The sequence below is a fragment of the Paenibacillus sp. JCM 10914 genome, assembly GCF_001315105.1.
Lineage (GTDB): Bacteria > Bacillota > Bacilli > Paenibacillales > Paenibacillaceae > Paenibacillus_AQ.
Genome location: NZ_BAZR01000002.1, coordinates 259547 through 272004, shown reverse-complemented (window position 1 = coordinate 272004; position 12458 = coordinate 259547). Strand labels below are relative to the sequence as shown.

The 12458-nt window shown below is 50.2% G+C and carries 12 protein-coding genes, 1 pseudogene and 1 riboswitch; of the genes and pseudogenes, 4 read left to right on the top strand and 9 right to left on the bottom strand.

Features of this window, described 5'->3' with window-relative positions:
* Positions 1-17: 17 nt before the first annotated feature.
* From JCM10914_RS04650 to JCM10914_RS04630, 5 genes and pseudogenes are all read right to left on the bottom strand, one after another.
* A pseudogene (locus JCM10914_RS04650) lies at positions 18-1516 on the bottom strand (amidase family protein).
* Between the two features lie 193 nt (positions 1517-1709).
* Positions 1710-2144 carry an L-fucose mutarotase gene (gene fucU / locus JCM10914_RS04645; RefSeq protein WP_023957975.1) on the bottom strand — a complete coding sequence of 145 codons (435 nt, stop codon included), beginning with the start codon at positions 2142-2144 and terminating at the stop codon, positions 1710-1712.
* 32 nt (positions 2145-2176) lie between these two features.
* Positions 2177-3685, bottom strand: coding sequence for a rhamnulokinase family protein (locus JCM10914_RS04640; RefSeq protein WP_023957973.1), 1509 nt, complete (start codon positions 3683-3685; stop codon positions 2177-2179).
* Positions 3686-3712: 27 nt separating this feature from the next.
* A complete protein-coding gene (locus tag JCM10914_RS04635) occupies positions 3713-4372 on the bottom strand; it encodes a class II aldolase/adducin family protein (protein ID WP_023957972.1) in 660 nt (219 codons plus the stop codon).
* A 29-nt stretch (positions 4373-4401) separates the two neighbouring features.
* Complete coding sequence (locus JCM10914_RS04630) at positions 4402-6195, bottom strand: L-fucose isomerase (protein ID WP_023957970.1); 1794 nt, start codon at positions 6193-6195, stop codon at positions 4402-4404.
* Between the two features lie 201 nt (positions 6196-6396).
* On the opposite strand from JCM10914_RS04630, the gene JCM10914_RS04625 reads away from it, so the two are divergent.
* Complete coding sequence (locus JCM10914_RS04625; protein ID WP_023957967.1) at positions 6397-7251, top strand: AraC family transcriptional regulator; 855 nt, start codon at positions 6397-6399, stop codon at positions 7249-7251.
* Positions 7252-7397: 146 nt separating this feature from the next.
* Here the strand turns inward: JCM10914_RS04625 and JCM10914_RS04620 are convergent, their stop codons facing one another.
* Positions 7398-7787, bottom strand: coding sequence for a 2Fe-2S iron-sulfur cluster-binding protein (locus tag JCM10914_RS04620; RefSeq protein ID WP_023957965.1), 390 nt, complete (start codon positions 7785-7787; stop codon positions 7398-7400).
* Positions 7788-7997: 210 nt separating this feature from the next.
* Here JCM10914_RS04620 and JCM10914_RS04615 point away from each other — a divergent pair, with 210 nt between their 5' ends.
* The gene (locus tag JCM10914_RS04615) at positions 7998-9281 is read left to right on the top strand and encodes a stalk domain-containing protein (protein ID WP_023957963.1); all 1284 of its coding nucleotides are present in this window, start codon (positions 7998-8000) and stop codon (positions 9279-9281) included.
* 62 nt (positions 9282-9343) lie between these two features.
* Here JCM10914_RS04615 and JCM10914_RS04610 read toward each other — a convergent pair whose 3' ends face one another.
* Complete coding sequence (locus tag JCM10914_RS04610) at positions 9344-9820, bottom strand: C40 family peptidase (RefSeq protein ID WP_023957961.1); 477 nt, start codon at positions 9818-9820, stop codon at positions 9344-9346.
* Position 9821: 1 nt separating this feature from the next.
* Positions 9822-9954: riboswitch (cyclic di-AMP (ydaO/yuaA leader) on the bottom strand.
* A gap of 269 nt (positions 9955-10223) precedes the next feature.
* Between JCM10914_RS04610 and JCM10914_RS04605 the strand changes: the two genes are divergently transcribed.
* Together JCM10914_RS04605 and JCM10914_RS04600 are read left to right on the top strand one after the other, a co-directional pair.
* Positions 10224-10751 carry a hypothetical protein gene (locus JCM10914_RS04605; RefSeq protein WP_023957959.1) on the top strand — a complete coding sequence of 176 codons (528 nt, stop codon included), beginning with the start codon at positions 10224-10226 and terminating at the stop codon, positions 10749-10751.
* Positions 10752-11114: 363 nt separating this feature from the next.
* Positions 11115-11384, top strand: coding sequence for a hypothetical protein (locus tag JCM10914_RS04600; protein ID WP_036716987.1), 270 nt, complete (start codon positions 11115-11117; stop codon positions 11382-11384).
* A gap of 84 nt (positions 11385-11468) precedes the next feature.
* Here the strand turns inward: JCM10914_RS04600 and JCM10914_RS31250 are convergent, their stop codons facing one another.
* Together JCM10914_RS31250 and JCM10914_RS04595 are read right to left on the bottom strand one after the other, a co-directional pair.
* Positions 11469-11750 (bottom strand): ROK family protein, encoded by a 282-nt coding sequence (locus tag JCM10914_RS31250; RefSeq protein ID WP_269433831.1) that lies wholly within the window; start codon positions 11748-11750, stop codon positions 11469-11471.
* Positions 11705-12427 carry an ROK family protein gene (locus tag JCM10914_RS04595; RefSeq protein ID WP_023957955.1) on the bottom strand — a complete coding sequence of 241 codons (723 nt, stop codon included), beginning with the start codon at positions 12425-12427 and terminating at the stop codon, positions 11705-11707. The genes JCM10914_RS31250 and JCM10914_RS04595 overlap by 46 nt, the downstream gene beginning before the upstream one ends.
* Between the last annotated feature and the right edge of the window lie 31 nt (positions 12428-12458).

The window sequence follows — 12458 nt, the reverse complement described above, 5'->3', positions numbered from 1 at the left end:
TTCAAATCTCACCTCCCTTAGATTGTTGTCGTTCCTTCAGTAAGCGTTGGGGGGAAACGATGCCGGGTTGCCTGCTCGAAGCTGTAAGCGAGCTTGATCAGAGTGGGTTCGCTGTAGGCCGTCCCGACGAACGTGATGCCTTGCGGACCCGAGGTTTGATAACCTCCCGGAGCAATTACGCCGTTCTTGGCATAACCGCCCGGAACAGTGATCGACGGATAACCGGCTCTCGCCGCCAGATCCGATCCATATTCATTACCCAGAAACAACAACGTGTCCAAACGATGCTCCTCCAGCGCATGGTCGATCCCACGGGGACCCGCCCATTGCTGATTCCGCTGTAAACTCGCCCGATACTCCGGCTCCGTTAACGTGCCGCTGGTCTGCTCCGCCCATATCAGGGTTTCCTGGCCGTATTTGAGGGCCTTCTCCGCATGTGCTGCGTTGTAAGCTATCACTTCAGCGAGCGAGTGGACAGGAACGGAAGCATCCAATTGACGCAAATAATCGTTCACGTATTTCTTGAACTCGTAACGAAGCACGTTCGAATCCCACTTCGTGTCCTGACACGGCAGCTCTACCGGATCAACGATCGTTGCCCCGAGATCACGCAGCACTTGCATCGCAGCTTCCACAATCTCTAGTCTATCCGGATCGAGATGCTTGTAGTAGTAACGCGGAATGCCGATTCGGGCTTGTTTCATATAAGCCGTATCCAAAAAGACCGTGTAATCGGGATGCACATGACCCGCATCGATCAGCGTCACCTCATCCTGCTCATCTCTACCCGCCATCGCACTCAGCAATATCGTTGCATCTTTAACCGTTCTGGCCATCGGCCCCGCGGTATCTTGTGTATTCGTAATTGGGATGATACCTGTACGGCTAACCAAGCCAATGGTTGGCTTGATGCCAACCAGACTGCATTGACTGGAAGGGCTAATGATGGAACCCGAGGTCTCGGTGCCTACCGCAGCCGCTGCCAAATTAGCCGCTACGGCTGCACCCGAGCCGGAGCTTGACCCTCCAATGAAGAACTCGCCCGGACCGTACGGATTCAGGGTCAGACCATTCCTGGAGCTATATCCTGCCCACATCGTGTTCGACATAAAATTGGCCCATTCCGTCATGTTTGCCTTCCCTAGCAGTACCGCACCGGCGCGCCTTAGCTGAGCCGCCACAAATGAATCGCATGCAGCATAGGAATCTGCAAGTGAGATCGACCCCGCACTGGTGTGCATCTTGTCTCCCGTGTCCAGGTTGTCCTTCAGAAGGACAGGAATGCCGTGCAGTGGCCCGCGAACGCTCCTGCTTCACGCTCCTGATCCAGCTCCTTCGCAATGCGCAAAGCATCCGGGTTGAGCTCAATGATGGAACGCAGTTCTCCATCATACGTTTGGATCCGTTCCAAATACAATTGAACGAGATCCATGCTTGTTAATGCGCCACTCGCCATGGCCTGCTGCATATCCGTGATCGTCGCTTCGATAATCCAGCTTTTTTTATCCGATATCATATAGGGTCCCCCTGTTGATTGTTCGGTTCATATTCAATGTCGATTGGGAATGAATTCTTCATGTTCTGGCCTCCAAACAGGTAGTATCCTTAATCATTTCGCAATCATATGAACGCAATCCTCTATTTCGTGCCAATGAACACAGAAAAACGCGCATTTGCAGAAATCCGAGATTTCCACAAATGCGCGTTGCTTAGGATGAAGCGATAACTCCTTTTTTGAGGATGATATTGGCATACAATGCCGTTTCACCCGTCGATACGATAGCATATGCCTTCCGCGCACGCTCGTAGAAGCTGAAGCGCTCTACCTCTTCAAACTCGATCGACACCGGATGAAACTCCGCTACGATCTTCCGATATTCGTCCCATACCGGCGTCTTCACCGTATCCCCCGGCATTACAGCCATTAGTGACACGGGTGAATCCACATAAGAATCAAGCGGGAATACGGGCAGAATCGCGCGCAGCAGATCCGGTATAGCGTGCCCGTCGGCACGAACCAGCCGCTGAGCATGACTCACGGCGGGAAAATTCGCATCCCCTAGCACGATCTCATCGGAATGACCCATCTCCATCAGGATTTTGAGCATCTCCGGCGAAATGATGTTGGATATTCCTTTTAGCATCCTATTACTCCTTCACGAAAGCGACTTGGACGTTACTTCACTCGTTGCTCGATTGTAATGCTCTTGTATACCGAATAAGCATGATCCCATTCCATGACCGCCTGCGGGTGATATAGGTCCAGTGGGAACGAGCGTCTAACCAGCTCTGCCCCCTCTTCCCGGTTCTTCAAAGTTCCATTCGCCACGAATTGCACCAGCATATTGCCAATCGCACTCGCTTCCGTCGGTCCGGCCCAGACGGTCCGGCCCAGCGCATTGGCCGTGAACTGGCAGAGCCTTTGATTCTGAATCCCGCCACCCACCATATGCAGGCCTTCATACCGCTTGCCCGTGAGATGCTCCATACGCTCCAGCACTTCCCGGTATCGAAGCGCCAGGCTCTGCAGGATGCATTGTACAACTTCGCCAACGCCTACTGGTACCGGCTGTCCGCTCTCGCGGCAAAAGTCTTCGATTTCACCAATCATATTCGCAGGATTCATAAACCGCAGATCGTCGGGATGGATGAAACTGCGGAAAGTCGCAGCAGAATCAGCGAGTTCAATCAGTTCATGATAAGAATAGCTTGCTCCAGCGCTCTCCCATTGCCGTTTGCACTCCTGCAAGATCCAGAGACCCATGATGTTCTTCAATAGCTGGAAAGTATCATACGCTCCGCCCTCGTTGGAGAAATCCTCTGCCAGCACATCCGGGTGGATGAGCGGCTGCTCAAGTTCGGTTCCGAGCAAGGACCACGTTCCGCAGACCAGATATGCAAAGTCCCGTGACGCCGCCGGTATGGCAACTACTGCGGATTCCGTATCGTGAGAAGCGACCGCAATCGCATGGATGCCAGGAACACCAAGCTCCTTAGCCACCTCCTCACGCAGCGATCCGACTTTGGTACCCGGCTGAATCGGATCGATGAAGATGGACGGATTCAGCCCTAATTCCTCGATCAGCCGCTCATTCCACTTCTGCTCCTGGACATGGTAGAGCTGCGTGGTGGTTGCCATCGTGAACTCGCATGCCTTGACCCCGGTCAGGAAATAATTGATTAAATCCGGCGTCAGTAGGAGCGAGTCGGCAATATCCAAGTGCGGTGATCCAGACTTAACCATCGCATTCAGTTGGAAAATCGTATTGAATGGCATGAACTGCAGACCGCTTTCGTTGAACAGGCGTTCCTTGCCCACTTGCTCGCACGTCTCTTCTACCATCCCGTCCGTACGCAGATCCCGGTAATGATAGGGAATCCCGATGAGGTGACCGAGACGATCAAGAAGTCCATAATCGACGCCCCAGGAATCAATCCCGTAGGATATCGGTTCATGGCCAGCCAGAAAGGCTTTGCGTATACCTTGCTTGACCTCCTGTAGCAGCATCGGGAAGTTCCAGTGCAGGTGATCACCAATCTGAACGGGTATATTCGCATAACGGTGAATCTCCGTAATCTTTAGAATGCCGGGCGAATTGGCGTCCTGCGATATGATCTCTCCCAGCAGTGCCCGGCCGCTGCTGGCACCCATATCAAACGCAAGTACCGCAGACGATTTACTCATATGCCGCATCCTTTCTAACCCTTCGTTCTATTTCATCTTCTGGAGCAGTTGGATACGGTAATCTTCACTCTCCAAAGCTGCGATATCATCAACTTCTTGATCCGTTAGCGGTACCGGATTTCCAGCCGCCTTCGCGCTGAGATAAATCTTGGCACTCTCTTCCACCACCTGCGTACGGTAGTAGGCCTCGCGCAGATTGCGTCCGGTCGTTACGAGACCATGATTGCCAAGCAAGATGGAACTAGCCGTCACAACCTTCTCGGCCACAGCATCCGCTAACAGATCCGTAGTCGGAATAATGTATGGAACATACGCGGTTCTACCGACAAGTGCTGCCTGATCGGGAAACATCACCGGAAGCTCCTGCTCAACCAGCGTAAACGCGATACAGTGTGACGGATGCGTATGTACCATCGCACCGATATTCGGGTTCGCCCGGTATCCATATAGATGCATTAATACCTCGGACGAAGGTCTTAGTCCGATGTCCGTGATGTTACCTGTCTGGATATCAACCTCAATCCACTGTTCCGGCTCGATCTCTTCCAACGCGAAACCGCTGGGCGAGAGATACATATAGTCTCCAGCCCTCGCGCTAATATTTCCGCCAGGCCCAACAACAAGCCCACTGTTCACAATTTTCTGAGCGTATTTGCATAACTCTTGCCGGGTCTCCATGTTCAGCATGATTACTTCTCCCCTTCTACACGTATCAACTATTTATATATCGGGCCAAAATTCTGGCATGCGCGGAAATCAGCATTTTCTGGGTCGGACGTACCGAACATCCCCCACGCACGCGGACGGAATACTTGCTCTGCCGCTACGTTGTGCATGTTCACCGGAATTCGCAATACAGACGCCAGCGTAATCAGATCGGCGCCGATATGGCCATAGCTGATGACACCATGATTCGCTCCCCACTGATTCATAACTTCATATACGCTTGTGAACGCGCCTTGACCCGTAATGTTCGGTACGAACCAAGTCGTTGGCCACGTTGGATCTGTGCGCTTGTCAAGCGTATCATGTACTTCGGCCGGCAGATCGACCGAGTAACCTTCTGCGATTTGCAGTACCGGACCAAGGCCCTTCACCAGGTTCAAACGGAACATCGTCATGGGCATTCCACCACGTGTAAGATAATCCGTTGAGTAACCGCCGCCTCTGAAATATTCCAGATTCGCTGGTCGGAATTCAGTCGCTTCAAGGGAACGTTTCACTTCTTCCTCCGTGATCTCCCAGAACGGCTTCATAGCCGGCTTGCCGTCGATCTCTTGCTCACCCGTTCCATCCAGCGCGGCCGATCCGGAATTGATCAGATGTAGAATACCGTTCTCCGCTTTGCCTTCAAGCTTGTAACCCGTTACGCGTTCTACTGAAGCCGGACTCCAGTACGTACGCACGTCGGCAAATATCTGTGCCGTGTTCGTCAACAGGTTACCGAACAACATCCCGACCCCGTTCAAGGCATCGTTCTCGGTTGCTACGACATACGGAGCGCGAGTCCCGTTCCAATCGAAGGATGAGTTCAGAATGGTCTCAAGGAAGTCGCCATTGGGCGAATGATCGGTCCATTGCCGCTGCCCTTGGAAACCCGAAGCAATTGCATGATGACCTTGCGCTTCCTCTTCGAAGCCAAGTTCGGCAAGGCGCGGATTACCGATCATCAGATCGCGCGTAATCAGCGTCATTTTTACAACCGTTTCCCATTCCCAATCCTTGCGGTCACGGCCATTCTGAAGCTCAGCTGCATTGATATCTGGACCTTCCTTGCAATTCTCTTTCGCCCAAGCCAGTGCCGCTTTGTATTCCTCCGGATCATAAATCTCTTCCTCAATCCGGCGGGTGAACTCACTCATATCGATGTATTCATTTCGCATGCCCAAATATTCCTGGAAGAAGCTATCGTTTACGATCGATCCCGCGATCCCCATCGATACGGAGCCCATCGCGAGGTAGGCTTGACCCCGCATGTACGCAACGGTCAAGCCGCTGCGTGCAAATCGCAGCAGTTTCTCTTCCACATCTTGCGGAATGCGAGTATCGCCTTCATCCTGCACATCTTCGCCGTAGATCCCGAAGGCCGGAAGGCCTTTCTGTGCATGTGCGGACAATACCGCAGCCAGATAAACTGCACCTGGACGTCCTGTACCATTGAAGCCCCATACGGCTTTAGGTAAGGAAGGATCGGTATCCATCGTCTCCGTACCATAACACCAGCACGGCGTTACCGTAATCGTCAAACCAACCTCTTCATTTTTGAATTTCTTTGCTGCCGCCGCTGCTTCCGCTACCCCACCGATGCAGGTATCTGCGATAACGCATTCGACTGGGGTGCCGTTCGGATAACGAAGCTTCTCGGAAAGGAGCTGGGCAACGGCTTTTGCCAAATTCATGGTCTGTTCTTCGAGAGACTCCCGTACGCCTCTGCGTCTTCCATCTATAGTTGGTCGAATCCCGATTTTCGGAAATCCATTTCTCCATCTGTAATCGTTTTCAATTGTCATAAGTGAAAGCCTCCCTATTCGGATGATGACTCCATTGTAAAGCGATTTTGAACGAGGGTTAACCCACTATATTGTTGAATCCAACCAGCATTACAGCAAAACAGTATACCCTCGCGGCCAACAGCCCGTCCAAGAGCGGCATAAATGGGCGGAATACATTATAATAGAAACAGCGATGTTGTATTGGGAGGATGAAATACCGTGCCAAAGATTGAAATCTCGCACAGCAAAAGCGATCACTTCCGATTTATTAAAAATCCACAGCTGCTGTTTGCCGGGCAAGTCGTAGATGAGAGCTTGTTTTACGGACCGCCGCAGATCCATGATTTTTGCGAAATCCTGTATGTTGTTGAAGGGCGCGGGGAATTCACGATTGCCGGCAAAAAATACGAATTGCACCAAGGCGATGTAGCGATCTATAATCCAGGGATTCCACATGAAGAGAGATCCATGACCAACGGGTTGTTCAAAGTTATCTACTGTGGAGTAGATTCCGTTCATATTGAAGGAGTCCCGCAAGGGATGCTGCTCCCCGCTTCCGTTGAGCCGGTGATATCCTGCGAGAAGTACGCATACAAAGTCGAGAGTTATCTATCGGAAATATTAAGAGAATGTGATTCGCAGGTACTTGGTTATGAGACACTCAGCACGAATCTGTTGATGTCGCTGATCACCGTCATTTATCGCATTGTGGATGTTAAACATCAGTTCCAGACCTTGAAGGGCAAAAATGAGATTGCACTGCGCACGAAACAATTCATTGATACCAACTATACCCAAAGCATCAGCCTGAAAGATATGGCCGATACGATGTATGTCAGTCAGCATTATTTGTCCCATCTGTTCAAAAAAGAGCTTGGTGACTCACCGTTCAATTATCTGATCTCCCGCCGAATTGAAGAGGCGAAGCGGTTACTATCCGATTCGGAAGCACCGATACATGAGGTTGCTGCTCAGGTAGGGTACGGGAATGACAAGTATTTTTCCATGCTGTTCAAGAAGATTACAGGTCAGACGCCAAGCGCGTATCGCGAACAGAGCAAATTGAGAAGTTAATCCCCGAGGGATAAGAATGATCTTCTTCAAGCGTAAGGTAACAGATTGCCCATAGACATAAAAACTGCACCTCAAACCATCGTCACCCTGACGAAGATTTGGTGGTGCAGTTCCATTATGAACAGGGGACAACCCTGCTATAACTATCAGAAATACGGAGAATGCTTAATTTTAACCGGACCCACCGCTTCAATCTTACTCTGGCATCCAAGCCGGTAGCCTTCCTCAAGCTCTTCCGGATCCAGCCGCCGTTCTTCCTCAAGATTAGGTTCCGACAGATATTGAACCCCCTCTATCACCATGCAACGGCAACGTGCGCAAGTCCCCCTCTTGCAAAATGAATTCCAATCCACTTCATTCCGTTCTGCCAAATCGAGCACCGTCATCCCCAGCACAGGCGCTACGTTGCGCTGGACCTCGCGGCCCGTCAACTCAATCATTCGGTCCGGTACAGCTTCCGTTAATTCCTCGGAGGATTTAGTTCCTGGTTGTTCCCCTGAATTATTCGTTCGGTTACGCTTCCAAAATTTAAACACATTATGCCCCCCAGATTCGAGATCATCAGGTTCGTACGAGATACCTTGTTTATTATACTAGAAAGTTTAATAAATCTACATCTCCACTTCCGCTCGATTTTGTGACAACAGCAAGGTGATGAAGTTGTTATTCTATGAAAGTTCTTGCTATACTAATCATTGCTAGATTATGTAACTCATATTCTAGTTATTGGAAGGGAGATTTGTGTGATGCTATCTAAAATGATCGGAAAGACGGCGGTTTCTGCAATTGTTGCCGCTTCGCTACTCGTTACGCTATCAGATATTCGCCCTGCTCATGCTTCCCCGTCCGTCTCAGTTAAACTCGATGATGTGCCGCTACAATTCGATGCAGCGCCGCGAGTGGACAAGGGAATTACTTACGTCCCATTCCGGACGGTGGGAGAGGCGCTGGGAATTCAAATGAATTGGGATAACAACAATCAGACATTGTCCGCAGTCGGCACTGTCCAAGGCGTACAAACCAAGGTACAGCTTCAAGTAGGCAGCACCATCGCTACAGTTAACGGATTGAAAGTAACACTACCCGCGCCGCCGATACATAGTGAAGGTCGAGTACTTATTCCGCTTAGTTCATTCAGCAATCAGTTCGGAGTCAAGGTAAGCTGGAATCAAGCCACTCGTACCGTGTCGATGGTGTCCCCACAGCGGGAAATACACTTGCGAGGCTTCTACGCAATCAGTGCCTTCAAAGAAATCGATCTCATTCAGTCGATGAATTCCGTGGCATTCGGATGGAGTCGCATTGATCGTAACGGCCTGTTTACGCTGGAGGGAGAAGAATATCAAATCCCACCAGCGGCAGGCGAGATTACGCCTCAATCCATCGTCGAAGATGCAGCCGCCCAGAGTATAAAGCCTTATCTCATGGTTTATTCTCTGGATGGACAAGGTGAATTAACCAAGATGCTGAGTGATAGCAGCCTAAGCCAAGCTTCAATCGAAGGCATCAGGCAAGCTGTCGCTGATAACGGATTTGGCGGAGTATGCCTTGACTTTGAGGGGTTGGGATTCAAGTTAGATGCAGCCGGACAGCAGAAGCTATTGAACGACTATGTCAAACGACTGCGGGCCGCCCTACCTAAGGATATCTCCTTGTCGATCGCCGTTCCGCCGCTTAATAGCGCCTATCAAGGCTATGATTACAAGACGCTTGCCTCTGTCGCAGATGACCTGATCATCATGGCCTATCAGTATAACCCGGTTGGTACGAAGGCGCAGAACCCAGAACCGAACAGCCTTGTCCAACAAGCAATTGAACTTGCGCTCACGGCAGGCGTCCCCAAACATAAACTGCTGCTAGGCATCAGTCTGTTCAGCGAAACGCCTTCTTCCGTTGACGATAAGCTTGGGCTCGCTAAGCGTTATGATCTGAAAGGCGCCGCCTTCTGGAGAATAGGTCTATTCAGAACATACAGTGCAAACATGGAGCAAGCCATCTCGGCTTCTGTCACCAAAGAAGTGGATAGATAAGAAGAAGCCTGACACGAATTCGTGTCAGGCTTCTTCTTATCTATCTAACTTATAATAATCGATTAACTTGCACTGCCAACCAGCTTCGCGAAGCTTTCTTGGCTCAATACTCGTCTTGCTGTAACATAGCGCGGTTGATAATACGAATCAGTCAGTTTACTGATTCTAACCCCTTTGCTGCTCGAAGCGTGCGCAAATTGGCCGTCTCCGACATAAACACCAGCGTGCGAAACGCCTTTGCCGTTCGTATTAAAGAATACTAGATCCCCAACCCTCAGGTCGTCCTTGTCAACATGAACACCTGTCTGGGATTGTCCTTGAGATGTACGAGGAAGTTCGACATCCACGTTTCGGAACATATACATGATGAATCCCGAACAATCAAAGCCGCTTGTGGTCGTGCCACCCCATTTATACGGAGTTCCCACCAGTTGCTTCACTTCATATTGAAAACCCGGTTGTTGATCAGCAAATGCTGTTACGGCACCTGAAGAAAAAATAATCGCAGACCCAAGCAAAGTGATGACAAATTTCTTCAATACGTTCTCTCCTTCGATGCCTACGGAGTTAGCTAAAGGTTCGGTAGAAGGTTCCCTATACTCTCCTGAAACAAGAGTAATTCACCCAAGACGGTTCCCCCGTTTTCACAAGCGAAATTCGGCAAAATTCATTAACGTTTTGTAACCTTCTCTTAATATAGTATACAAGCAAGGAAAGTGTCAATAATATCCTGAAAAATGGTCACTATTTGTTATTCAATGTCGTACAAACGTAACAACTTGCTTCTGAAACGAACAATGACCTGTCATACTCATGACAATTATGTAACTCTCATCTGTTCATAGGACATCATACGGTTTAATTCTTAAAAAGTTAGCAACTTTTCTATCATTGTAACGTTTAGATATACAGATACAATAATGAAGAGGTGATCCGTTACATATGAGTCAAATCACGATGGCAGAGGCGCTGGCCATAAGAGCCGCAATCAATCGCTTGATCAGCCACTTGATGCAAGAACGTATAAATAATAGCAGCACGATTATTGAAAAAGGTGAAACCGCCGAGATGCCGACACGCAGCGTGGACGTTATCACTGCTGAGATCGAGGCAGCCGCGGCCGACTTCAGACGACTCGATTTGCTGATGGCCATCTCCAATACGACGTATACCATTCCATGGAATGATGCCGAGATCACGATTATGGAAGCCATTGAACTTGCCAAGCAGATGCGAAGCGACATTGGACAACTCGCCCATCTTGGATCTCGCAAGAAGCTCGAGCGCCAGAATCGGCGCGGCATGGGTGATAGCGCCGTTACTTTATTCGATATAGCTCTGTACGAGCCTGAAGCTTACCAAGCAGCTGCTCGTAAGAAGGAGCGCGAGGTAACCAAGTTATCTTCCCTGATCGAACACGCTAATCACGTCGCCATGATCACATTTAACGCTTCGAAGTACATGGAGTAATTATGATCGCCGGCTCCAAGCGTGCAGGTCTTACACGAACGGTGTGGGTTTGGAGCCGGCGATCATTGCCGGCGGGTGGGAAAGTGCGGGCAACCGTTTATCGTTTGTCGGATACAAACAACTATTAGTGAACAAACAATCGACTCCAATGCTCAAACGGATGACGGTTTACGATTCACGCCTATCACGTGTTACATGTCACGGACTAATGTGAAACTCCAAAATGAAGCCCCGTTTCCCATCTCTTAAAAAGCAAGACGGTACTGTGCCTTGTTGGCCAGCATCGTTTTGCTTTTTTATTATGTTAAGGGCTATACAGCGCTAATCCCGTCAATTCTGCTACCATAGATCCCTCTGAGGGACTTGTTCGCTCTATTTCCGGCTATTCTGCTGCCACAGATCCCTCTGAGGGACTTGTTCGCTCCATTCCTGGCTATTCCACTGCTACAGATCCCTCTGAGGGACTTGTTCGCTCCATTCCTGGCTATTCCGCTGCTACAGATCCCTCTGAGGGACTTGTTCGCTCCATTCCTGGCTATTCCGCTGCCACAGATCCCTCTGAGGGACTTGTTCGCTCCGGGCAAACCAAACGCCACCGGCGCAATTTACATTACAGCGGTGGCGTTTCGGTAATCCTATATCTATTAATCTCTTTACTCTCCACGATGCGGACTATTTCTATACAAGTTCGCTATATATTATCCACTTCTCTATCCATTACTGAAATAATGCCGCAGCCCCAACGAGACCGACATCGTCCCGCAAACCGGCAGGAACGATTTCATAAGTTCCCTGATAAGAAGGCATTACAAGTTTATGCGTCATTTCACGCAACTGCGGAAACAACAGCTCTCCTGCTCTACTCACGCCGCCGCCAATGACGATTCGATCCGGATTAAAGCTGTGAATCACGTTAACCAACCCCAGCGCCATATAGTATATCGCTCTGTCGATCACTTCAGCGGCAACCGCGTCATGCTGGCGTTTCGCTTCAAACACATGTTTGGCGTTAACAATCGCGCCTGAGTCGCTGCCGCCAACTCGTGGATCAAGCTGGCTTGCTCTTCCATTCGCGCAGCGGCGGCAAGTCCAATCGCGGTTCCGGACGCGAACACCTCCCAGCAACCATGGCTGCCACAGTTGCACTTGGGCCCGTTCGGATCGATAATATGATGTCCAAGCTCGCCAGCGAAGGAATTGCTGCCCAGAAACAGTTTGCCATCCAGGACAATACCCGATCCGATACCCGTGCTCAGAGTTACGTATACCATATTGGTTGAACCTCTTCCAGCACCTCTAGCATACTCTCCCCAAGCTGCTGCATTGGCATCGTTCAATACCTGCACTTCTGTCTGCAGCTCCCGCTCCATCCAGGCTTTGAGTGGTACGTTCGTCCACTCCGGCAGATTCGTGCCGTGAATCACGATTCCTTCCCGACTGTTAACCGTGCCTGGTGAAGCCATACCCACACCCCGGAGGGGCTGACCACCAGACACACTGCGGATCATCGCCGTAATTCGACCGACGACTTCCTCCGCCGTCCGTGCGCCAGAAGTTTCCATCTGCTCACGATTAAGCAGCTGTCCTTCGGAATCGAAGAGCGCCGCTGCGATCTTCGTACCCCCAAGGTCAACGCCAACCACAAATTCTTGTTGTTTATTGAATACGGTCTGCAATTTTTGTTCACCTGTTTCCGATAGGTTTGCT

Excerpts from the sequence above, each read along its gene's own strand:
- fucU (WP_023957975.1), bottom strand. The coding sequence starts at position 2,144 with ATGCTAAAAGGAATATCCAACATCATTTCGCCGGAGATGCTCAAAATC.
- JCM10914_RS04640 (WP_023957973.1), bottom strand. The coding sequence starts at position 3,685 with ATGAGTAAATCGTCTGCGGTACTTGCGTTTGATATGGGTGCCAGCAGC.
- JCM10914_RS04635 (WP_023957972.1), bottom strand. The coding sequence starts at position 4,372 with ATGCTGAACATGGAGACCCGGCAAGAGTTATGCAAATACGCTCAGAAA.
- JCM10914_RS04630 (WP_023957970.1), bottom strand. The coding sequence starts at position 6,195 with ATGACAATTGAAAACGATTACAGATGGAGAAATGGATTTCCGAAAATC.
- JCM10914_RS04615 (WP_023957963.1), top strand. The coding sequence starts at position 7,998 with ATGCTATCTAAAATGATCGGAAAGACGGCGGTTTCTGCAATTGTTGCC.
- JCM10914_RS04605 (WP_023957959.1), top strand. The coding sequence starts at position 10,224 with ATGAGTCAAATCACGATGGCAGAGGCGCTGGCCATAAGAGCCGCAATC.